This window comes from Vibrio vulnificus NBRC 15645 = ATCC 27562, from assembly GCF_002224265.1.
Classification (GTDB): domain Bacteria; phylum Pseudomonadota; class Gammaproteobacteria; order Enterobacterales; family Vibrionaceae; genus Vibrio; species Vibrio vulnificus.
Map to the genome: position 1 here is coordinate 559,173 of NZ_CP012881.1, position 23,635 is coordinate 582,807.

The 23,635-nt window shown below is 48.3% G+C and carries 21 protein-coding genes; 13 read left to right on the top strand and 8 right to left on the bottom strand.

What is annotated here, in order from left to right; all coding sequences use genetic code 11:
• Nucleotides 1-74 precede the first annotated feature (74 nt).
• The 8 genes from AOT11_RS02420 to AOT11_RS02460 all read right to left on the bottom strand — a co-directional run bounded on the left by AOT11_RS02420 (nucleotide 75) and on the right by AOT11_RS02460 (nucleotide 11,925).
• Nucleotides 75-1,511 (bottom strand): ATP-binding protein, encoded by a 1,437-nt coding sequence (locus tag AOT11_RS02420; protein WP_026050448.1) that lies wholly within the window; start codon nucleotides 1,509-1,511, stop codon nucleotides 75-77.
• 11 nt (nucleotides 1,512-1,522) lie between these two features.
• Complete coding sequence (locus AOT11_RS02425; protein WP_017420963.1) at nucleotides 1,523-2,251, bottom strand: response regulator; 729 nt, start codon at nucleotides 2,249-2,251, stop codon at nucleotides 1,523-1,525.
• Between the two features lie 127 nt (nucleotides 2,252-2,378).
• Nucleotides 2,379-3,851 (bottom strand): protein adenylyltransferase SelO, encoded by a 1,473-nt coding sequence (locus AOT11_RS02430; RefSeq protein WP_017420964.1) that lies wholly within the window; start codon nucleotides 3,849-3,851, stop codon nucleotides 2,379-2,381.
• Nucleotides 3,852-3,928: 77 nt separating this feature from the next.
• Nucleotides 3,929-5,563, bottom strand: coding sequence for a methyl-accepting chemotaxis protein (locus tag AOT11_RS02435; RefSeq protein WP_017420965.1), 1,635 nt, complete (start codon nucleotides 5,561-5,563; stop codon nucleotides 3,929-3,931).
• 292 nt (nucleotides 5,564-5,855) lie between these two features.
• Nucleotides 5,856-8,873 (bottom strand): M6 family metalloprotease domain-containing protein, encoded by a 3,018-nt coding sequence (locus AOT11_RS02445; protein ID WP_017420966.1) that lies wholly within the window; start codon nucleotides 8,871-8,873, stop codon nucleotides 5,856-5,858.
• Nucleotides 8,874-9,153: 280 nt separating this feature from the next.
• Complete coding sequence (locus tag AOT11_RS02450; RefSeq protein ID WP_017420967.1) at nucleotides 9,154-10,410, bottom strand: NAD(P)/FAD-dependent oxidoreductase; 1,257 nt, start codon at nucleotides 10,408-10,410, stop codon at nucleotides 9,154-9,156.
• 24 nt (nucleotides 10,411-10,434) lie between these two features.
• Entirely contained in the window at nucleotides 10,435-11,505 is a 1,071-nt protein-coding gene (locus AOT11_RS02455; protein WP_017420968.1) for a methyltransferase, read from the bottom strand.
• A gap of 30 nt (nucleotides 11,506-11,535) precedes the next feature.
• A complete protein-coding gene (locus AOT11_RS02460; protein WP_017420969.1) occupies nucleotides 11,536-11,925 on the bottom strand; it encodes a hypothetical protein in 390 nt (129 codons plus the stop codon).
• A 65-nt stretch (nucleotides 11,926-11,990) separates the two neighbouring features.
• On the opposite strand from AOT11_RS02460, the gene AOT11_RS02465 reads away from it, so the two are divergent.
• The 13 genes from AOT11_RS02465 (at nucleotide 11,991) to AOT11_RS02525 (ending at nucleotide 23,632) form a co-directional block, all read left to right on the top strand.
• Entirely contained in the window at nucleotides 11,991-12,722 is a 732-nt protein-coding gene (locus tag AOT11_RS02465) for a beta-ketoacyl synthase chain length factor (protein ID WP_026050449.1), read from the top strand.
• Nucleotides 12,719-13,477, top strand: coding sequence for a lysophospholipid acyltransferase family protein (locus tag AOT11_RS02470; RefSeq protein WP_017420971.1), 759 nt, complete (start codon nucleotides 12,719-12,721; stop codon nucleotides 13,475-13,477). The genes AOT11_RS02465 and AOT11_RS02470 overlap by 4 nt, the downstream gene beginning before the upstream one ends.
• Before the next feature lie 94 nt (nucleotides 13,478-13,571).
• Nucleotides 13,572-13,832 (top strand): phosphopantetheine-binding protein, encoded by a 261-nt coding sequence (locus AOT11_RS02475; protein WP_011078171.1) that lies wholly within the window; start codon nucleotides 13,572-13,574, stop codon nucleotides 13,830-13,832.
• Between the two features lie 16 nt (nucleotides 13,833-13,848).
• Nucleotides 13,849-14,103, top strand: a complete 255-nt coding sequence (locus AOT11_RS02480; protein ID WP_011078172.1) for an acyl carrier protein — start codon at nucleotides 13,849-13,851, stop codon at nucleotides 14,101-14,103.
• A gap of 3 nt (nucleotides 14,104-14,106) precedes the next feature.
• Complete coding sequence (locus AOT11_RS02485; protein WP_017420972.1) at nucleotides 14,107-14,664, top strand: COG4648 family protein; 558 nt, start codon at nucleotides 14,107-14,109, stop codon at nucleotides 14,662-14,664.
• A 7-nt stretch (nucleotides 14,665-14,671) separates the two neighbouring features.
• Nucleotides 14,672-16,039, top strand: coding sequence for an AMP-binding protein (locus AOT11_RS02490; protein ID WP_017420973.1), 1,368 nt, complete (start codon nucleotides 14,672-14,674; stop codon nucleotides 16,037-16,039).
• Between the two features lie 12 nt (nucleotides 16,040-16,051).
• On the top strand, nucleotides 16,052-16,423 hold the full coding sequence (locus AOT11_RS02495; RefSeq protein ID WP_017420974.1) for an ApeI family dehydratase: 372 nt from the start codon (nucleotides 16,052-16,054) through the stop codon (nucleotides 16,421-16,423).
• The gene (locus AOT11_RS02500; RefSeq protein ID WP_017420975.1) at nucleotides 16,416-18,125 is read left to right on the top strand and encodes a glycosyltransferase family 2 protein; all 1,710 of its coding nucleotides are present in this window, start codon (nucleotides 16,416-16,418) and stop codon (nucleotides 18,123-18,125) included. Before AOT11_RS02495 ends, AOT11_RS02500 begins: the two co-directional genes overlap by 8 nt.
• Nucleotides 18,103-19,647: an HAL/PAL/TAL family ammonia-lyase gene (locus AOT11_RS02505; protein WP_017420976.1), complete on the top strand. Its 1,545-nt coding sequence runs from the start codon at nucleotides 18,103-18,105 to the stop codon at nucleotides 19,645-19,647. Before AOT11_RS02500 ends, AOT11_RS02505 begins: the two co-directional genes overlap by 23 nt.
• A gap of 8 nt (nucleotides 19,648-19,655) precedes the next feature.
• Entirely contained in the window at nucleotides 19,656-20,102 is a 447-nt protein-coding gene (locus AOT11_RS02510; RefSeq protein ID WP_017420977.1) for an acyl-CoA thioesterase, read from the top strand.
• The gene (locus tag AOT11_RS02515; RefSeq protein WP_017420978.1) at nucleotides 20,072-20,728 is read left to right on the top strand and encodes a LolA family protein; all 657 of its coding nucleotides are present in this window, start codon (nucleotides 20,072-20,074) and stop codon (nucleotides 20,726-20,728) included. Before AOT11_RS02510 ends, AOT11_RS02515 begins: the two co-directional genes overlap by 31 nt.
• 28 nt (nucleotides 20,729-20,756) lie before the next feature.
• Entirely contained in the window at nucleotides 20,757-23,027 is a 2,271-nt protein-coding gene (locus AOT11_RS02520) for an MMPL family transporter (protein ID WP_223848422.1), read from the top strand.
• Nucleotides 23,024-23,632: a DUF3261 domain-containing protein gene (locus AOT11_RS02525; protein WP_017420980.1), complete on the top strand. Its 609-nt coding sequence runs from the start codon at nucleotides 23,024-23,026 to the stop codon at nucleotides 23,630-23,632. Before AOT11_RS02520 ends, AOT11_RS02525 begins: the two co-directional genes overlap by 4 nt.
• The last annotated feature ends 3 nt before the right edge of the window (nucleotides 23,633-23,635 follow it).

Consider the following 23,635-nt stretch of genomic DNA (forward strand, 5'->3'; position numbering starts at 1 on the left):
TATTGAGCAGTCTATCCATAACTGGAAATAAGCACTGCAACAAACCGTAACCATAAAGTAACACCATTGTTACATTACACTTCCAGCCCTTTAGGAATCAGCACTTGCGCACGTAAACCACCCTGCGGCAGATTGCTAATAATGAGATCTCCACCATGTCCGTGCAAAATGTTGCGGCAGATACCTAAGCCTAATCCATGCCCCTCGCTGTCCTTTGCTAAGCGGAAATAGGGTTCAAACACGGCCTCTAATTGCGCTTCCGCAATTCCCGGGCCTTGGTCATCAATGGTGATGTAAATCCACTCCTCACTGTGCGCGAGTGTCACCACCGCTTGTTCACCATATTTCACCGCGTTGTCGATCAAATTGGTGAGCACTCGCTTTATCGCTAGAGGCTTGGCCACCATAGGCTCCATGATGATGGGACGAAAATGGACCTGAGTGTGGTGCTGATTATAGGTATCAATCACATGCTCGATCATCGCATTGAGATCGATGTAGTCGTTGTTCTCATGCAAATCGGTATCGCGCACACACTGCAGCGCCCCTTTGACCATCATCTCTAAATCATCGAGATCGCGATTGAACTTGCTGCGTTTGGTGTCATCTTCGAGCAACTCGGCTCGGATGCGCAAACGGGTGATCGGCGTTTTGAGATCGTGAGAAATGGCGGAAAAAAGATGCTCTCGGTCTGCCACATAACGGCGAATACGCTGCTGCATGCGATTAAACGCGCGCGTGGCTGTCACCAGCTCACTCGCCCCTTCCTCTTTCAGCGGTGGCTGCTCGATATTGATGCTCATTTCATTGGCCGCTTTGGCTAAGCGCTTGAGCGGCTTCACCTGACGGCGGATCATGGTGTAAGTCAACACTAACAATAGCGTGGTTGAGAAGAAGAGGAACAAGATCTGTTCACGTCCTAAAATGGTGTCATCTAAGGTCAAATAAGGCGCGGGAAGCAGCGCGGCAATGTAGACCCATTCGTGACTTTCTAACTCAATCTGCACCACCAACACGGGGGGATTGATCGGCTCCAAAGTGAGCGTATGGTGCGCCCACGATTTAGGTAAGTCATGCAGATAGATATCGTCTTTCAGCAAACGTAAATTTTGCGGATGCGAGAAGTCAACGGAGATTGAGGCAACCTTGGTGAGTTTTTGCTGCAGCACGCTTTCGACGGCCAGCACCGAAGCCAATTTCAACGGAGTGTCGGCAATCGGCTCAACGGTCAGCTTCTGTTTATTGAAAGAGACGAAAAAGCGTGTGCCGCCCATATTGCGGATCTGATCCAGCACGATATGGCGATAACGCACGGGTAAGGATTGGAAAAAGGTCACCGTCGAGGCAAACATGCCCGCCATGCTTTCCGACGCCGAGCGAATGCCTTGCAGCTCTTTCTGTTTGGACTCGCTATACCAGATCGCGGTAGCGATCCCTTGAGCAATCACCACTGCGAGCAAGGTGAGCAACAGCGTTCTGGCAACCAAGGAGTTGGGGCGAAACCACTTCATCTCCAATCACCTCAATGTTCGTAGCTAACGGGCACCGATAAAATATAGCCATTACCGCGCATGGTTTTGATGTAGTGTGGGTAGCGTGCACTGTCGCCCAAGCGTTGACGCAAACGTGACAGTTGAACATCAATACCGCGCTCAAAAGGCAACGACTCACGCCCCTTAGTGGCATAAGAAATGGTGTCACGATCGAGGATTTCATCGGGATGGGTCAAAAACAGCATCAGCAAAGCGAAATCACTGCCTGACAGTTCGTGTTGCTGGCCGTTTTCTTGATGAACAATGCGGTGTGCTAACGTATCTAAGCGCCAATCACCAAAAACAATCTGCTTTGGCAGCGTATCACTTGGCTTCTCCTGTGTGACGTGCACACGGCGTAAAACCGCTTTGATACGCGCCACCAAATGGCGTGGGTTAAAGGGCTTGGCAATGTAATCATCGGCACCGATCTCCAAACCGATGATTTGGTCTGTCTCTTCCGAGACCGCGGTGAGCATGATGATTGGCACACTCGATTCACGGCGCATAAATTGGCACAGGCTGAAACCGTCTTCACCGGGAAGCATGATGTCGAGCAGGACTAATTCTGGATAGCCGTTTTCTGCGAGGTAGTGCTTTAACTGATGCCCATCTGCCACCGTGGCCACGTGGTATCCGTTGCGACTCAAATACTCATCCAGCAGTTCGCGAATTTCGCTATCGTCGTCCACCACTAAAATTCGAGTTACATCCTGCATCTGAGCTCATCCAAAAAAAATTACAACTTATTTACATAGTGTATCGATTTCAACGCGAACCACTGACGAAAGTTTTAATAATTTTTGAAGCTGATCTGGAGCTAGTTCACAACTTAGCAGGCATAACTTAAGAAGAACAACTGATGACCATCTTCTTCCCCCACTCTGGAGGAAGGCGAGCATACGCTTCCATTTCGGGTTGATCGTCATAAGGATTTTTCAGTAGCTTGGCTAAGGTATGCACCTCCGAAAAATCGCCCTGCTGCGCTTTGTCGATCGCCTGTTGCGCCAGATAATTGCGCAAAATGTACTTAGGATTGACGGCGCGCATTTGTTCACAACGTTGCGGGGCAGATTTCACCTCTCCAGAGGCGGTTTGCTCGAGCGCCACCCGCTCAAGGTAACGGCTTAGCCAACCATGCGCGGCGTCTCGGTCAACAAACAGATCGATCACCGTTTGTTCATCCTCCCTATCGAGTTGAGAGAGGGTACGAAAGAAGCGCGTGTAGTCGGTGTGATTCTCTGCCAACAACGTAAACATGGCATTAAATAGCTCGCTGTCGCCCTCTTGCTGGCTAAGCAAACCGAGTTTTTGCCTCATCAATTGACTAAACACCTTACCGAGTATCGGTTCGTATTGAGCCAAGGCCAGTTCCAAGTCGTCACGTTCAATTAAGGGTGATAAGGCGTGCGCCAGTGTAGAGAGATTCCACAGTGCCACGCGAGGCTGTTGGTCAAACGCGTAACGGCCTTGATAATCGGAGTGGTTACAGATGTAGCCTGGCTCGTAATCATCGAGGAAACCGAACGGACCGTAATCGAAGGTTTGACCCAAAATCGACATGTTGTCGGTGTTCATCACTCCATGAGCAAACCCCACCGCCTGCCACTGAGCAATCATGGTCGCCGTTTTCGCCACTACTTGCTCAAACATCGCGAGGTAAGGCTTAGGTTGGTGAAGACAATCCGGTAGATACCATTCGATGACATTGTCAGCGAGAAGGCGCAACTCATCATATTGTTCGGTATAGAAAAAATGCTCGAAATGACCAAAGCGGATATGCGTTTGGGCAAGCCGAATCAAACAAGCCCCTTGCTCAACTTGTTCACGGTACACAGGCGTGTCGCTCACCATCATTCCCAACGCGCGTGTTGTCTCAATGCCAAGAGCAGCCATCGCTTCGCTGCAGAGGTATTCACGAAGGGTGGAGCGCAGCACCGCTCGGCCATCTCCCATGCGAGAAAATGGCGTCAGCCCTGCGCCTTTAAGATGAATATCGAACCACTGCCCCTGCTGGTTTTGCATTTCTGCCAGCAGTAAGCCTCTTCCATCGCCTAAGTCTGGGTTGTAAACCCCAAACTGATGGCCAGCGTATTTCATCGCTAAGGGCTTGAAGGCAGAAAACGGCTCCGCACCGGAGAAAACAGCGAGCAGTTGAGGATCGTCAGCGTGTTCGGGTAAGGCAAACCCTTGGGCGAGCTCACCATTCCAGATAACCCAACGGCTATTGTCGAGCGGTTGAGGGGTCACCAAACGATAAAATACCGTGGGGAGTTGAGCGTAACGTTGAGCAAATTTCACCGACGACCAAAGAGACATAGCGCATCCTTCCTGATGAGTTTTTCGCTACGCTACCACAGACTTCTCTCAACAAACACCGAGAGAAATCAGGGGCTCTAAACTTTGAACTGCGCGACCAAGTCGTCCAATGTTTCGCACTGCCCTGCCAACGATAGACACGCATTTTCTGCACTGCTGACCATTTCCACCATGTGATGACTGTTTTCCAAAATGTGCATTACATTGTTGTTGACCTCATCGCTGACACTGGTTTGCTCGCTGGCGGCGGTCGCAATTTGCGAGTTCATTTGACTCATCAACGAAATCGAAGCGATGATTTCTGCCAGAGAATCACTGGCTTTGCCTGCATTATCAATCGTATCGTGGCCACGCTCTTTACTCGCTTGCATCACCGCAACCGCTTCTCGCGCACCGTGTTGCAGCTTTTCGATCATCGATTGAATTTCACCCGTGCTTTCTTGAGTACGGCTGGCTAGCGAACGCACTTCATCGGCCACCACGGCAAAGCCACGGCCTTGCTCACCGGCGCGAGCCGCTTCGATCGCTGCGTTTAGCGCCAGTAGATTGGTTTGATCGGCGATGCCTCGAATCACATCAAGAATAGAAGCAATGTTCGCCACATCGAGATCCAGGTTGTGAATGACTTGGCTGGCATTATCCACTTCCCCTGCGAGACTTTGAATCGAGCTGACGGTGGTCTTCAAAATGGCGTTGGTGTTGTCTGCTTCGCGGTTGGCTTTATGACTGGCCGACGCCGCTTCATTGGCATTCTCGGCAACCGACTGACTGGTCATCTGCATTTCGTTCACTGCAGTGGCTACCATCTCACTCTCCTGTTGCTGCTGGCCTGAAAATTCTGCAACGGTTTGCGTCAGCGTTTTGATGTTTTCCATCTCAGCTCGAACCGCGTTGGAGGAAATAATCACCTGCTCAACGGTGGAGTGAATCCGAGAAACAAATTGATTAAATGCGCCTGCCAATTGTCCGAGTTCGTCGTCGCTGGTCGCCGCCATGCGTTTTGAGAGATCGCCATCCCCAGAAGCGATTTCCGCCATGGCGTGACTAATACCTTCTATGGGTTTAAGAATCAATTGCTTGGCCATAACGAAAGAGAGCAGCACCAATGCAATAGAGATAACCGCCCCAGCTTCGATCACATACACACTGTAATCAATCGAACGTTCAACCTCTTCTTTTAGCTGCCCTTGCACTTGCTCGATTAAGCTGCGAGTAGAAACCAGTTGCTGGCGCAATACGGAAAATTGCTGCTCAAACTGGCGACGGTTATCTTGGTCGTAACTTTTCGCATTATTGGGCTGGGCAAACATCGGCTCATAAAGCGCTAACCACGCTTTTGCGGCACTCGTTAGATTCGTCAGTTGCTGACGCTCCGATTCTGGCAACAAACCGGCATTAAACAGCTCGCGAACTTTGCCAACTCTGGGTTCGACGTTGTAGGCATTATCTTTAAACTCACCGATGTGATAATCCACCTCACTTTGTGACTGCGCCAGTAATATTCCTTGAGCCGCAGTGATCACTTGGTAAATGTCTCGATAACCATCTTCTAAGCTATCCATCACCGGCTGCACTTGAGTATTGAGCATTGAGTTCAGTTCAGCTTGTTTATTGGCTTGCAGCACATTGATCAGTGTCGTCGCAACGATCACCAACGTCAGTAAGCCAATGGGCAGCATCAGCTTCTGTTTAATTGAGAGTCGATTGAACATAAATGGCCTTATTCCTCGCTGATTGATCGCCCATTCTCAATAGCACTCTAGCGCCTTGGCTGGAGGTTGTGAGAACAAGGCTGACGTTTGGGGTATGAATTAACTATAGAGCAAAATCAGCCTGTTGCTTGGCGACGACTAAAAAGCGCTCCCATTGCCCACCTCAGCTTGCTTAGGCAGACACTGATCTTCTCAGCCACATTCTCTACATAGTGGAATGGCGACTAAAAAGCGCACTCAATGTGCGCTTTGGATAACAAGGTCGTTCGCCACCATTTAGTGGCTGTGATAGCTAGTGGCCTTGATAACGGGCTCGCCATACACCTAGTAACCCAAGAATAACAACCATTACTCCCCCCATACCGCCGCCAGAGGAGCCGCTGGAACTGGCGCTTGCCACCACTGCCGTTGTTGATAACACGGTGATCGTAACTCGTCCTTGCGCTGTAGCGCCTTCAGAATCCGAGACGGTGTAATGCAAAGCCACCTCACTAGTGGATGCACTCTCTTCAGGTGCTTGATAGCGAATCTGATTGTCTATAAGCGACACACTGCCGAAGGTCGGTGGTGAAACATGGGTTATTTGCAACGTTTGTCCATCGTGATCGCTGTCGTTGGCCAGTGGCGTAATATCAATACGCTCTCCGACCTTAACCGACACATGATCATCTTGCGCCACTGGTGGCGTATTCACGATAACAATCTGCACATGATCGCTGTGACTCAACCCACTTGGATCGCTCGCTTCTAACGTAAACGCAAACACATCTCCCATACGAGCCAAAGCTGGAATCGTAAACTGCGCGGTGTCACTCTCGGTTCCACTCAGGGAAACCGAAGGACCAAACGTCTGTCGCCATTGATAGTTCAGAGGGTCTCCATCCGGATCTTGCGTCGTCGTTCCGTTTAGCTGCACACGCTCACCAGCAACCAACTGACTTGCTTGCACATCGACGTTCACCACTGGAGCAACATTATTACCGACAACGACAACCTCGACACTTGCGACATCAGAGATCATTCGCCCATCCACGGTTTGCAATCGGTAGGTAAAGCGATCTGAACCTACAAAATAAGAGGGGGCCGTGTACGTTAAGCCACTCAAACGGCCATGTTGTGGCTGAGTAACAACGTGTACTTCCACTTGCCCTGCCAGGGTGGCGTCAATGCGATCGTTGCTGGTCAGCATGAGTTGCAGTGAGCCATTTTTGCTGACTTCAACGCGATCATTCACCGGTAGCAATAGTTCGCTGATGTCTCTGTCCAGCAGCGCGGCAAAAGGAATGAGATGATATGGCAGTAATTTACTCATGCCGTCACTGCTGCTGGTTTGCGCATTTCCTAACCAGATGGTTTTACTTCCTTCCGGTTCCATATTTTGCAGTTCACTAAACTGATAGTTTTGCTCCAGTTGCGCGTTCGTCAGCTCAATGACTAATGTATGCGAACCCAAAGCCAGTTTCGCGGGGGTATCAAATAAGAGGCGACCGTTACCAAACGTCGAACCTTGGGCAAGCACGATACGCTCGGCTGGGTTAAGCACCAAAGAACCAAAATTGGCATTTGATACCGGGTAACGTGCCACCACATACTCAACGGGCTGAAGTGCATTGAGTACTTGGTAATAAAGCTGTACCCCTTCCAACACCGAGTCTGAACTGAGCGTGACAGCAAATGCGGCACTGTTCTTCTCCGCTTCACTGACAACATAGCTACGACGAAGGCTGGTCATCCAAGCGAAATCATACCCTTCAACAGGGCGACGAAAGAGAAACGAAGCAAACGCATCTGAACTCGCAATATTGTTTAGGCTCACTCCAGTGGCAAAGCCAGTGATCGACGTTAACGAGGGGTGGGAGTTATCACTAATCAGGCTATTTTGGCTATCACCAGGATACACATCCGCGCCGTCAGTCCAACCACCATTCTCAAGCTCAGCTAAGCCATCAGCTTGCATGATCTGAACTTGCATCGGGCCTGTATGGTTAAAAGCATGATTGATGTTAACGGAGGTGACCAATACCCCCTCCGCTGTCAGCGCTCGATCGTAATCCTGCTTGCGGCGGTTCTCGACATACAAACGCGGACCAAATTCTTGCAGATAAGGGTCAAGATTGACGATGGCCGCTTGCTGATTGACGATTTGTACGTCGTTGTCTGAGCTGGTCAGGATCTGTGGATTGATGAAGCCAGCCGCATGTCGGCTCCAAGCGCTCATATTCACAGGAGTCTCTCCTGCATACAGATCGCCCTCTTTCATTGCCCAAGAACCTGCACCCATTACCCCCCAAGATCCCACTGAACCTTTGTGGTTATAAGAATAAAGGTCTGGCAGATCTAACATGAGATGACCAAGCTCATGCACAATCACCCCCAAGGTGGATTGATGGTTGACTTGATAATCGGCAAATAAACAGTAGGCAGAAATGTACTTACCATCGACATAAACCGTGTTGTGGAAATACATGTGCGGCCAAATTGCAGGCTTCGTGAGCACACCGGTTGAGCGGTCTCCACCAGCAAAAACAAACATCACCGACAGCTCAGTTGGGTCGATAGAGCCGTCGCGGTTGAGATCGTAGGTCGAAAAATCCACATATTGGTCGATCAGTCGGTATGCTTCACTAAAAATGCTGTTCAAACGATTGGTACAAATTTGACTGTCGTGACAATTTGGATGCTGCTGTGAGACCCGTATGCTAATGACACCGTCATTTGCCGTACCATAGGTTTCTTGAGCTGGCACAACGCGATACTGGCCAAAAGAGTTTTTGTCGTAGTAATCCACCACACTTTGGTTGACGTCACTGAACACCAACTCAGTAAAATCATGAACCATCGAAATGTTGCTAAACGACACCTGCACAACCAACAACGGTTGCTCAAACGGCTGCGCTCGGGAAGCGAAAGCGGAACGTGTTGAAAAAGGAGTTTGCTGCAGCGAACGAGAGCGTTGAATGACGGGGCGTTCCGGCAGACTGGCGTGAGATGGCGTCACTTGTAACGCCGAGCGATCTTGAGCTGAAAGAGGAGGCTGCGAGTCGGCCAATTTTGCATCGCCACTCGAAATCAGATAAGGCTTAGCACCGTCGTTTTTTATTTCTGCGAAAAACCATGTATCTTGCTGCTCAATCAGCGCATTGCCTTGCTCGTCTTCATACCAATGGAAATCCGCATTACCCGTTAAGCGCACTTTCGTTGAAGAGCCGTCACTTAATTCGACATCATGCCAAATCGGTGCTGGTGGCACCGTGGCCGTTGCAGAGGCAGACAATGCCAAAGCAAGCGTAAAAATCAGCCATTTGTTCATTCTTAACCCTAACTCCCTTTAAGATATCGCTCGGCTCTGTGGTCAATCCAAGACACACCAATGTAGTAACTCAAGCCGATAAATCAATGAGGTTTTATAAAATACGCGAATCGTTTGGCAAAATAATCCCTCATGAATAAGTAAAAACGTAATAAAGTGTAATCTTGATGACAATCGCTTTGAAAGATAAAGAAAAAGGCCCAAGACGGGCCTTTTCCATTTACTCGCTATTTGGGCTTAAAAGACGATCTCTTTCTTCTTGACGTGCAGAACATTCCGCTCAAAGCGCTGTTTCAGTGCGCAGCTCGCGAACAAACTCCGCTAGGCTTGCCAGTCGGCGTCTCGATTCTTTGACATAAGGGTTACTCTCATCCCACGCGTAGCCGGCAAGAATCGAAGAGATCATCTGCTTGATGCGTGGGTTAGGATCGTCAAAGAAAATCACCTCTTGCAAAGTGCCGTCATACCAGCCTTCAACATAGGTACGGAAGGTATTCACCCCGACCATCAAAGGTTCGGCATACGCTTTTTGCCAATCGACCACTTCGCCGGCCAACTGTTTCTCAACGCACTCTACGGCAAACTGCGCCGATTTCATCGCAATCGTGACACCGGAAGAGAATACGGGATCAAGAAACTCACCCGCATTGCCGAGCAACGCATAATGTGGTGTTGCTAAATGCTTAACGTTGGCGGAGTAGCCACCTAATTCGCCAGCAGGATTCGGGTATTGCGCCTTATTCAGCAGTTGAGCAAGCCCCGGCTCTTCTGACGCCAGTTGTTGGAGCGCAGCTAACTTGTCGTCTGGATAACGTTGGAAAAATTCTGGAGTACCCACCACGCCAAAAGAGCAGACACCGTTGGAAAACGGTATCAACCAATACCAAACATCGGCATTTTCGGGATGAACCGAAATCAAGATCTTATCGCGGGTATAAGCGATGCCATCGCCATCGATATTATCGACGATGTGAGTAAAAATGGCTTTCCTCGGTGGTAAGCAAGACGGCTCTTCCAAGGCCAATAGTTTTGGCAATACTCGCCCAAACCCACTGGCATCGAGTAAATAATCGGCTTCAATTTGATAGGCTTGACCGTGTTCGTCCGTTACCACAAGCCGCGACTTGCTGCCTTCAAAGGTCACTTCCGTTACTTCATGCTGGTAACGAATCTCTACCCCTTGGCGCTGAGCATCATCTGCCAGCACTTTGTCGAACGTCGCTCTTTGTACTTGAAAGGTCGTGCCAGGGCCTGGCGTAAACTTATCGGTAAAGTCGAATTCGGTATAGACACCTTGCTTGCGAAACGCAGCACCATTTTTAAATTGAAAGCCATGCTGATTGACGGCGTCTAACATGCCAGCCTGTTCAACCACTTCCATACAAGCTGGCAGCAAACTCTCCCCAATCGAAAAACGGGGAAATTGCGCTTTTTCTAACACAATGACTTTAATGCCACGCTGGTGTAACAGCGCAGAGGCAGTCGAGCCCGATGGGCCCGCACCAATAATGACAACCTGGGTGGATTGCTTTTCCATACTCAGTGTAATTCCTGATTTTCTTTATTGTTTTGCAACCAATTTGAGCAAAGTGTGGCCTAATCCGATATTGTCGGTACGCTCCACAACCTCAAGTCCGGCTTCTTCAACGATTTGCAAGAAATCTTCGCTTCGATAGAAACGACTGTTACCATTCGCTAAACAGGTAAAGTAAAGCGAGGTCGCGTTTAGGCTATATGAAGCCGCATCATATTTCTGTGCATCGCAAAACAGTTCAAGAATATACACGACAGAGTTCTGTTGAAGGTTCTCCTTTACACGCTTGAGTATGCTCAATATTTCCATCGGCGAAAAACAGTCTAAGAACTGGCTCATCCACCACACGTCCGCGTTTTGCGGGAGGGATTCGCTTTTATCAAGCATATTCGCAGGGAAAGGTGCAATACGCTCCGCGAAACCTTGTTTATCGGCATTGGCCATCGCTAATTCAAGCTGACGAGGCAAGTCCACAATCGTCACTTTGACATCAGGATCATAGTTACAGCACTGCAGTGCCCATTTTCCGGTATTGCCACCAATATCGACGATGTGTTGTGGTTTTTCCGCAAACACCGTCTCCAGCAAAATCGGGAATGAGCGATCAGAATAGTAGTGATCAAACTTAAACCAGCTCTCTTTTGCTTTTTCAGGCAGACGAGACAAACCTTCGTAAATGGTGACCCAGTCACCAAGTTCTTTGAGGCCTGCCGGCTTGCCTTCTTGAATCGCTTCCGTCAAATGCATCATCGCGGCGTAACATACGTCAGCGGTGAAATCCATGTTGGCTTGAGTCATGCCATCATGAAGGAGGAAATGGCCCAAGTTTGCCAAGATATAGTTAGGTTTTTTCCACATCACAACATGAGCACTCAGTGCCATATCAAGCAACACTTTTACTCCATATTCGGAGACTTGAGTTTGCTCAGCAATTTGTTCTGCTGAAAGTCCTTCTTCCCCGGCTTTATCTAAGGCTGCCAGGATTCCAAGATCTCTGAGAGTGCGAGCGGTATGAAAAAGAATAGGAGCAAATGAAAGCTTCTGAGCTTCTGTTTTCGCTTCGAAAGCGTTATACGGATCAAAATTATGATTTAACACGAAAAAACCTAACTAACTGTTAAAAAGAAATTATTGCGCTGCGGCTAATGCAAATTGACGTTGAATATCAACATTTAAGTTGTTGATCCAACGATTGTAATTACGATGGATATTGCCATCACTTGCATTCAGATTCTCTGATTTAACGTAAAGAATTGAGTAATATTTGTTGTCGTAAGGGATCATTATTTCTGCAAAATGCGAGCGAAGATTCAATTTTGCGCTTAAAACGCCAGGTTCCACTTCTGTAATCGCCCAACCCCTTTTCGTTGCTGCCAAGACGATCGCGCTTTTCACTTGTTTACTTTGAAGATCATAACTGACTGGAGTATCCTGTATCTCCAAAATTGGTTGTACTCGACCACAGCCAACTAATAACAACGTCAAACATATAGAAATAAAAATTTTAAAGGTTTTCATTAGATTGTCCCTATTTTTTGATAAGGGCTTTAGTATGAACGCCAATGGAAACAAATCAACAATCTATGTCAAATTCATCACTATCTCTTTGTGTAAATATTGAAAAATGGTATGCGAACTCTCCTGGATTGGATAATAAAGAGCATTGGCTAGAGTGGGCAAATACCGGAAGCTATCCTGAGTCCTTCGATATTACGGCAAGCAATATACCGGCGATGATGCGACGCCGAATGAGTTCGTTAAGCAAACTGGCGGTGCATGCTGCCATTGAGTTGCTTAACCAAAACGACGTTGACTATATGGTTTTTTCAAGCCGTCACGGTGAATTACACCGCAGCATCGCCTTAGTCAAAGATATATTACTGGGTGAAGAAGCCTCACCAATGGCTTTTTCTCAATCGGTACATAACACGGCGGCGGGATTAACCACCATTGCAACCAAAAAGCCTGTTCCACTGACGTCGATTGCCGCGGGGAAAAATACATTCCAGAGCGCGCTTACAGAGGCTTACCTATTTTTGTCTATTCACCCAGATGCCAAAGTGTTATTAGTAGACTTCGACGAACCATTGCCACAAGACTATGCGGAATTTGAAACACAAACGTATCGCGGTTATGCACTCGCCATGCTCGTAAGCGCGGGACAACAATTTGCTGCCGAGGCTCATTCCGCTCAGCAGCCACCAGAGCATGAGTTACCGCAAGCGCTGCAATTTTTCCGCGGCTTCCTCCAAGACTCGGTCACACAATGGTCAATCACTGGCTCTCGCCAAACGTGGACATGGCATAAAAAGTGAAAAAACTGAATCAATATTGGCGGGTGTTTACAACAGGATTTTGCTTTGCGACCTTTGGCATTGGTGGCCTTATTCTCGGCTTGGTCATTATTCCATTGATTCATTTGTTCGTACGTGAGCAGACCGCAAGAGAATATAAAGTACAACATACAATTAAATTCACGTTTACGTTGTTCTGCAAACTGATGAAATACACTGGCGCAATCGACTATAAAATTACTGGTGGTGAGATTCTTGCCGCCGATAAAAATTGCCTCATCGTCGCCAATCACCCAAGCCTGATCGATTATGTGTTAATTGCCTCGCAGTTACGCCAATGCGATTGCTTAGTTAAAGCCTCTATTTGGCAAAATCCTTTTATGAAATATGTTGTACAAGGAGCAGGCTACATACCTAATAAATCACCGGATGATCTTCTCAACCAATGCGAACAACGATTTGAACGCGGCAATGTATTATTGGTATTTCCCGAAGGGACACGAACGACCCCAGGTGTGAAGTCACCATTACAACGCGGTGCTTCTCAAATCGCGATTAGGACCGAACGAGATTTACGTATCGTGCATATCACCGTTACCCCTAGTTTCTTAACCAAAGAAAAAATGTGGTACCAAGTGCCTGAAACTAAACCGTTCTTTCACGTTGAGGTGAAACATAAGGTTGAGGTAAAACCATTTATAGAGCAAACTAATAACCCAACGTCAGCAGCCAGAAGACTGAACACACATTTGGCTGAGGCAATCTTCCCTGAGTAAGCCAAAAGATGTCTCTCCGATTTTGCCCAAGCAATATTGTTTTTGCTTATTTCAGGTTTCATTTTCCAAAATCAGTAAATATAAGTAGGTCCCAGTGGAAGTACTACAAAATGAAATTAAACAACTGATCATCGATGCACTCAATCTAGAGGACATCTCGATTGATGATATCGACACTGAAGCACCACTGTTTGGTGATGGCTTAGGTCTCGATTCTATCGATGCATTAGAACTTGGTTTGGCTATTAAGAAGAAATACAACATTGTTATTGATGCAGATGACAATAATACTCGTCAGCACTTTGCTTCTGTGGCAAATTTGGCAAACTACATTTCTTCACAAACCGGAAATTAATTAAGCAGGCCCTGATATGTCAGAAGTTAATCAACAAGCCGTATTTGAGCAGGTGAAAGCCGCTCTGATTGAACTATTTGAACTAGAAGAAGACGACATCCAACCGGATGCTCATCTTTATCAGGACCTAGACCTGGATAGCATTGATGCCGTTGATCTGGTTGTTCATCTGCAGAAAGTGACAGGCAAGAAAATCCAACCCGAAGAGTTTAAAGCGGTACGCACGGTTCAAGACGTCGTTGACGCTGTCGTTGAACTTGTAAAGGAATAAGAGATGCGCACATTGCTGACAGTTTTGTCTGCAATTGTATTGCTTACCTACCCTTTTGCCGTCTATTTCGGTATCGATAAGCTTGGCTTAGAAGTGGTCGCACTCCTTTTAGGCATTGTGTTTCTGCTCAGAATCCTTTCCGGCCATCAAGCCAAGCTTAAAGAATTCAAACAACTTGCGGTGATAAGCGGAGTGATCGGTGTGGTGCTGGTTACGCTGGGCGCGATATTCAAACAGCAAGGTTGGCTGACGTTTTATCCCGTGATCGTTAACCTCGCCATGTTGACGCTTTTTGCCTCGAGTTTAACTCAGCCTCAAACGATTATAGAGCGATTGGCTCGTCTGCAAGAGCCCGAGTTACCCGAAAGTGGCGTTCGTTATACTCGCAAAGTCACGAAAGTGTGGTGTTGGTTTTTTCTCATCAATGCAAGTATCGCTTTATACACCTGTTTTCAACCACTACAGGTGTGGACACTGTATAACGGCTTTATTAGCTATTTAGCCGCCGGAAGTTTATTTGCTGGAGAATGGATCGTTCGCCAGTTTGTTCGCAAGGACTGAGCATTAGATGAGTCACCCTCTACCATTTCATTCACTCGCTACGCTGTTTCATCACGGCAGAGCCCCACGACACCAAGTCGCGTTTTCCCTAAATGAACACCATGATTGGTCATCGTTCTCGTGCCAAGTGCATTCACTTTGCGAACAAATGAAGCAAACAGAAGCACAACGAGTTGCCCTGTGCGCCGCCAACAGCTACCAATTTGCCATTGGTTTTTTTGCGTTGTGCTTTAGTGGCAAAGCCATTGTGTTACCTGGAAATTATCAACCAGCGGCGTTGGATGAGCTCAGCTGCGAGTTTGATCTTTTACTGTGTGATGAGGAAGTGGGGAGCAACTTACGCCAAGCGTACCAATTAATATCGGGCACGCTCAGCACCTGCAAGCCCGCCTCGTTTCCGCACTTGTTACTTGAACAAGTGGTGCTCACCTTATTTACCTCGGGCTCCAGTGGAACACCAAAGGCGATTCGTAAAACTCTGCAACAGCTAGATAGTGAAATCGCTGTGCTAGAGCAATTGTTTGGTCAGCAGTTACAAGACTGCCGCATTGAAAGCACCGTCTCTCATCAACATATTTACGGTTTGCTTTTCCGTGTACTTTGGCCTCTTTGTGCAGGCCGTGCCTTCGCTCAAACCAACTTAGAGTATCCCGAGCAGCTTGTCGCACACGCCAGTGACCAAACCGCGCTCATCAGCAGCCCTGCTCTGCTTAAACGATTAACCTCCGAGCATCACTCTTCTCCATTTGCGTGTGTTTTTTCATCTGGCGGTCCATTAAGTTACAAAGCGACGATGCACGCTCAAACGCTGTTTTCACAGACACCTTGGGAGGTGTTCGGCAGCACAGAAACGGGGGGCATTGCTTGCCGCCAGCAGCATCAAGCCAACACACCATGGCAACTCTTTCCTGGCATTGATGTCGAGCTCAATCAAGAGAACTGTTTGCGTCTGCGCTCTCCGCACATTGATGGGGAGAATTGGTATCAAACTGCCGACGAATGTGAAATGGTCAGCGAACGTCAGTTCTTGTTGAAAGGGCGTACCGATCGCGTGATCAAACTGGAAGAGAAGCGAATTTCTCTGGTCGAAGTAGAAAAGCGCCTTGACCATCTCGACTGGATTAACGAAAGCGTGGTCATCCCCATGACAGAATCTGACAGATTAACCTTGGTGGCTGCGATAGTATTAACCTCAGCAGGTACAGCGAAACTCAATGAGCTTGGTAAAGGCAAGTTTTGGCTTCTGCTGAGAGGCGAATTGCGACAGTGGTTAGAGCCGATCGCCATTCCACGTCGCTACCGAGTTGTCAGTGAAATTCCTTTGAACAGCCAAGGGAAAAGACTGACCAACCAAATAGAACAACTTTTTCATTAGAACGAAAACACTATGAGTACAAAAAGAAAGCCAACCGTTCTTGCCAGTCAGGTCGACGGACACAGTGCCACATTACAGCTGCGCGTTGATCATGACCTGCTGGATTTTTCTGGTCATTTCACTCACTTTCCCTTGCTACCGGGTGTCACACAAATCGACTGGGCGATGTTCTATGGTCACACGCTGTTGCAGTGCCCAGCCGCATTTAAAGGAATGGAAGTCATCAAGTTCCAAGAACCCATTCTGCCCGATGCACAAGTGACGCTCTCGCTCGTTTGGGATGAGAGCAAAGAGAAACTGCAATTTAGCTATACATCCTCCCGAGATGGCGAACGTGTATCTCACTCATCAGGCAAGATGAAACTAGGGGCGAGCGGTGACTGACTATCAAGCTTGTTTTCTCATCCCTTGTTACAACCATGGTGAAACCATTGGTCAGGTAATCGACTCGCTGCAAGAGTTTGCGCTGCCAGTGATCATCGTTGATGATGGCAGCAATTTCGCCACGCAAACGCAACTCGAGCAGCAAGCAACACGCGACAAGGTGTACCTGATCCGCTTAGCAGAAAACCAAGGCAAAGGCGGCGCTGTCATGGCGGGTATCCGCTATGCACAACAACTTGGCTTTACGCACACCATTCAAATCGACTCGGATGGCCAACATGATCTGCAAGCGCTTCCCAAATTGCTGAACGCCTCAAAAATGCATCCTCAGCGATTGATATCAGGGCAGCCCATTTATGACGAGAGCGTCCCGAAATCTCGCTTGTATGGCCGTTACGTGACTCATGTTTGGGTGTGGATTGAGACACTCTCCATGACCATCCGAGACAGCATGTGCGGCTTTCGCGCCTACCCAGTGGATAAAACCGTCGCGGTTTTAGACAAATATCGCCTTGGTACACGCATGGATTTTGACATCGAAATCCTCGTTCGCATGTACTGGGAAGGGGTGGATATTGATTTCATTGAAACTCGCGTGATCTACCCTGAAGGCGGCATTTCGCATTTTGATGCGCTTTGGGACAACGTTAAAATCAGTTGGATGCACACTAAACTCTTTTTTGGCATGCTGCCAAGAGCTCCTAAGCTGATAATGCGCAAACATCCTGATGCGAAAAACAATGTGCATTGGTCCAAACAGCAAGAACGAGGCACGGTACTGGGCATTAAACTGCTGCTAGCGGTCTACTCGTTGCTAGGGCGAGCGACCTTCAATCTGATCTTACGTCTTGTGATGGCTTATTATCATGCGACGGGCAAACAAGCCAAGCAAGCGTCGCAACGCTATCTCGACCAACTGGAGCAATACGCCAGAGAAAAGCGTATTGAGCTCCCAGACAATCTCACCAGTTACAACCATTTGCTCTCTTTTGGTCATACCATGCTGGATAAACTGGCGGCTTGGAAAGGCGATTTTTCAGCGCAGAATTTGACTATCCACGGGCAAAATCAGTTCGATAAAATGATTGAGAACCAGCAAGGTGTGGTTATTCTCGGTTCGCATTTGGGCAACATTGAGCTGTGTCGAGCCTTAAGCCGACGTCATACCCACGTCAAAATCAATGCCTTGGTCTTTACTGAGCACGCAGAGCGTTTTAATGCGGTGATGAAAGCGGTTAACCCCAATTCTGAGCTCAATCTGATTCAAGTGAGCCATTTGGGGCCTGATACCGCTATCTTGCTACAGCAGAAAATTGAGCAAGGCGAATGGGTCGTCATAGTGGGTGATCGCACCTCCACCAGCAAAGAAACACGCGCCGTTTGGGCTGATTTCCTTGGTAAGCCTGCCCCATTCCCACAAGGGCCATTTATGTTGGCTTCGATTCTCAAAGCTCCAGTGTATTTACTCTTTGGCCTGCGTGACGATTCCAGCAGTACTCCGCATTTTGATGTCTACTTCGAACATTTTAGCGACAAAATTGTTCTGCCTCGCAAAGAGAGACAAACCGCTTTGGAAATGGTTGTGCAACAGTACGCACAACGTTTAGAACATTACACACTGCAGGCTCCTCTGCAGTGGTATAACTTTTTTGATTTTTGGAACCTAACAGATCAGCAACATGACGATGCAAGCAGAAAATAATATTACCTTTGGCCAAGGCAGACTGACGATTGAGGATGTTGCGGCGATCGCTCAAGGCGCAAAGGCCACGTTAAATAACTCAGTTGAATTTACCGCCAAAATCGACCGCGGTGTCGCCTTTCTAGAACGCCTTCTTAAAGAAGAAGGGGTGATCTATGGCGTCACCACAGGATACGGCGACTCTTGTACAGTCGCGATACCGCCTCAATTGGTTGAAGAACTACCACTTCACCTCACGCGCTTTCACGGCTGTGGCTTAGGCAAAATTCTCACCCACGAGCAAGCGCGCGCTGTACTTGCTACACGTCTGTGTTCTTTATCACAAGGCGTTTCTGGCGTAAGTCATGACTTACTCAATCAGATCGTTACTTTGATTAATCACGATATTTCACCCCGCATTCCTGAAGAAGGTTCGGTGGGAGCCAGTGGTGATCTCACTCCCCTTTCCTACCTTGCTGCGGCGCTGGTTGGTGAGCGAGAAGTGATCTACCAAGGTGAAGAGCGTGCAACCGCTGAAGTCTACGCCGAACTTGGCATCCAACCGATTAAACTGCGTCCTAAAGAGGGCTTGGCGCTCATGAACGGCACATCCGTGATGACCGCGTTAGCTTGCCTTGCCTACAAACGCGCAGAGTATCTAGCTCAGCTCAGCACCAAAATCACCGCGATGGTCTCTGTGGCCATGCACGGTAATGACTTCCATTTTGATGAAGCGCTCTTTGCAGTCAAACCTCATCCAGGCCAACAACAGATCGCCGCTTGGTTGCGTGATGACCTGAAAGCCGATAAGCCGCCACGCAACAGTGACCGTCTGCAAGATCGTTACTCACTGCGCTGTGCGCCGCACGTGATTGGTGTTGTCCAAGATTCACTACCTTGGCTGCGCCAAATGATCGAAAACGAGCTCAACAGTGCCAATGACAACCCAATCATCGATGGTGATAACGAACGTGTTTTACACGGCGGTCACTTCTATGGTGGTCACATTGCCATGGCAATGGACACACTGAAAACCGGTATTGCCAACCTCGCGGATCTGCTCGATCGTCAAATGGCGCAATTGATGGATTATAAGTTCAACAATGGCTTACCATTTAACTTGAGCGGCGCCGAAGGGGAACGCAAGCCCATCAACCATGGTTTTAAAGCGGTGCAAATTGGCATTTCTGCTTGGACCGCAGAAGCGCTCAAGCACACCATGCCTGCCAGCGTATTCTCGCGTTCAACCGAGTGTCACAACCAAGATAAAGTGAGCATGGGGACTATCGCTGCCCGCGATTGTTTGCGAGTATTGGAACTGACTGAACAGGTGGCGGCCGCGTCTCTACTTGCTGCAACACAAGGGATCGAAATTCGCCGCCGTCGTGGTGAACTGGACGAAAATCACATGAGCGATCGTCTGAAAGCCATCTGCAGCTCGGTACTCAATGAGTTTGAATTTGTCACTGAAGATCGCCCATTGGAAAAAGATCTGCGCCAGTTCATCACTCACATTCAACAACGTCATTGGTCACTGTATTAAGAGGTTCTATGACAGACGTACTTTATCCGCTAGAAGCTGAGGTAACCTTAGTTACCTCGTTTCAAGATGCCGACCCTATGGGGGTCATCTATCACGGTAATTACTTCCGATTTTTTGAAGAAGCAAGACGAGTGATGATGGAAAAAATTGATTATGGCTATCAGCAAATGAGCGCTTCGGGCTTCATGTGGCCAGTGATTGATGTTCAGGTAAAGTACGTCCGAGCCATTCCTTTTAATCACGCGATTCGTATCAAAGCGACGCTGAGCGAATGGGAAAACCGCTTGCGAGTGCATTATCAAATCTTTGATGCCGACACAGGACAACGCATGTGTAAAGCGCATACCACTCAGGTCGCCGTCGGCATTGAAGATCAAGAGATGCGATTAGCATCGCCCTCGGTGTTTCTCGAACGCGTCCATCAATGGCATCAGAACGGAGCATACCTATGTTAATGTCATGGCGACAACACACGCTCACGTTGTGGCTACTGGTTTGCACACTGTTTTCTCCACTGAGTTGGGCGCAAGTGAACAACCTAGATGAATTGCAAGCGCAGCTCTCCAAACACGATCTGGTGCGAGGCCAGTTCACCCAACAGCGTCATCTGGAAATGTTTAACCAACCCCTGAGTTCTCAAGGACAATTTGTGTTAGACAAAAGCCATGGTCTGTTGTGGCAACAACAAAACCCCTTCCCTGTGAATTTGGTTTTGACACAAGACAAACTGCGACAAAACTTTGCCGGGCAAGCACCACAAGTGATCACGGCAGAGCAAAACCCAATGGCGTTTTACTTCAGCCGCATTTTTCTCTCTGTGTTTCATGGAGATACCTCCGCTTTGCAGCGCGAGTTCGAATTGACGTTACACGTTGACGACAATGGATGGCAGCTCGACCTGACGCCGACGGCAGCCCCTTTGAATGCGGTATTCAGCAAGATTACCCTCAGAGGTAACCAAGAAATTGATCAACTGGAACTGGTGGAAAAACGTGGCGATCGCACCGATATTCAATTTTCACAGCAAACGCACATCCCAGAACAATTAAGCGAAACGGAGCAAAAACAGTTTGCGTTTTAAATCCCCGACGTTAGCCGTTAGCTGGCTTATGGCCGTGATCACTGCCAGTTTGTTGTTGGTCTATCTCTGGTTTGCTCAAGCAACGGCGCCAATCGAAACCGATATTTTAAAACTCCTGCCTAAAAATCAGCAAAACCCAGTAGCAGAACAAGCGTTTGAGCGCATTGCGGAGACAATGGGCAACAAGGCGATTTTTATCGTGTCGGGCGATGAGAGCGATAAAGTCTACCAAGCAAGCGATGCGCTCACACAGCAGCTCACTCAAAGCGGTTATTTTGCCCAAGTGATGGGCAAAATCCCTCAAGATACCCAGCAACAATGGGCAAAATATTACTTTGAACACCGTTTCCAATTTTTAACTGAGCAACAAAGAGAACGGCTCAGCCAACAACCGCAACAGCAGGTGCAACAGGTATTGCAAGCCCTCTACAACCCTTTTTCTGGTGTTACGGGGAGCGAGCTACAAAACGATCCTTTTCTGCTGTTTCGTGACTATTTGAACCAACTCTCGTCATTATCTGGCCAGTTCAAAGTTAAACATAACTATCTGAGTTTAGAAAAAGAGGGGCACTTGTATGTGCTGATCAGCGCTGAGCTTCAAGACTCCCCATACAGCGTTGCGGCGCAGCGTTCAGTGTCAGAAATCTTGCAGTGGGAAGCGCAAATTAATCAAACGTTTGGCACTGAGATTGCCCACACTGGAGTCTTGTTTTATGCTGACTTTGGTACCCAAAGCGCCAAGCAAGAAATCAGCACCATCGGTGTTGTTTCGCTGCTTGGTATTGTGTTGCTCATATTGCTGGTTTTTCGCAGTGTGACCCCATTGTTTCTGTCGCTACTCTCAATTGGCGTCGGACTTTTGGTGGCACTCACCATCACCATTGCGATTTTTGGCAAAGTGCATCTTTTTAGCTTAGTGTTTGGTGCCAGCTTGATCGGTGTTTCGATTGACTATGCTTTTCACTACCTGACCGACAGATTGGCGGCAGGTTCGCATTGGAACGCCACAGCAGGGCTCAAGCATATCTTCACCGCAATCACCTTTGGCCTAGTGACAAGCTTAATCGGCTATTTGGGTCTCCTGATTGCCCCATTCCCGGGATTGCAACAATTGGCGCTGTTTTCCGCTACTGGCCTCATCGCCGCTTATCTCACTGTAGTCGCTTGGTATCCTTGGTTGGCCGTCAAACCCTCGGCGGATAGACCACTTCTCGGCTTGCCACTTTATCAACGCTGGCTAAGCGCGTGGCGAAATCCCAAACTGGCGATTGGCTTGCCCGTGGCGATCGCCGCCATCAGCTTCGCCGCCTTAACCCAAGTGCATTACGACGACGATATTCGCCAATTGCAGGCCTTACCTGCCTCTCTCAAGTCACAAGAAGCGCAGATCGCACAACTGACTGGCCTACAATCCTCACAACAAATGTTGGTTGTCACCGCAGATAACGACTCCGCATTGATGGAACGCTTGGAACAGATCGCCAAACTACTCGATGGTTGGCAACAGCAAGGCGTGCTGGCGGGCTATCAGAGCTTGTCCCAATACCTGAGTTCAGAATCGCAGCAGCGGGCCGATTATCAGCTCGTCGAAACCCTATACCAAACGCAGGCGGCGCAACTGTCACAGACTCTTGGATTACCCGCCACCGCAGTGCTCAACCAACCATTTGTGCCAATTTCGCTGCAAGACTACCTCAAGGCATCAGTATCCGAACCTGTCCGTTTCCTTGCTTTGGGCAAAGTGGACAACAAAACGGCCGCTGCCATTTTACTGAAAGATCTTCAGCAGCCCGAGGTCGCGATGGCCTTTGCGCAGCAACACAGCGATGTCTCTTACCTCGATAAGGCACAAGAAATTTCGAGCTTGTTCAATCAGTATCGCGTCAAAGTAATGGAGTTACTGGTTGCGGCTATGGCGGTGATTTTTGCTTTATTGTGCTGGCGTTATGGCTTCCGACACAGCCTAACCATGATGCTGCCTTGTGTTATCGCCTGTATCGCGGGACTGGCGGTTTCTGTTGTCACCGGTTCAAGTTTGAACTTGTTTAGTTTACTGGCACTGGTACTGGTTATTGGGATCGGCATTGATTACACCTTGTTCTTTGCGGAGCAACAAGGCAGCCATAGCACGCTCCTCGCCGTCACCTTATCGGCCATCACCACTTTATTGTCGTTTGGTTTATTGGCCTTGAGTGCCACGCATGCCATTCACAGCTTTGGGCTAACCGTGCTAAGCGGCATCTTTGTCGCTTGGTTATTGGCACCGATGGCCATTCCCAACCAAGAGAAAACCCCATGATAAGACAGCTAGTTCTCTGCCTGTTGTTGGCGCTCTCCATCACGGCATGCAGCATGCAACCTCGCACACAAAGCACTCAAATTGAGATTGCTGATCAAACGTTTGTCACGCTCCCACAACCGAGTGAACTCGGCTTGGATGTGACGGCAAGCCAGCTGATCACCGCAACATGGCAAACCGACACCGGCACACAAACTCAGCAATTGCCCGTCCAGCTGCAAGTTGACCAAAACAAACTGGTTTTGGCTGGTTTTTCTTCGTGGGGAACACGTTTGTTGTCTCTCACCTACCAAGATAATCATATTGAAACACAAGTATTGAATGGCTTAGAAAATACCCTGCCTCAGCCCGAGCAGGTACTTTTTAATCTGATGATCACGCTGTGGCCTGAACAAGCTTGGGAAGCGCCATTAAATCAGGTAAAGTGGCAACTCATTGACCGAGATAATCAGCGCACCATCATCGATAACCATGGCAATACGATCATTGTGATTGATTACGAGCAAGGCCGAAGTTTTGCTGGCCCTATTCGTTTTCACTCGCTGTTAAACGACTATAAAATCGAGATTCAAACCCTGAATTATCAGTTATCGGACGCGAAATAGTAG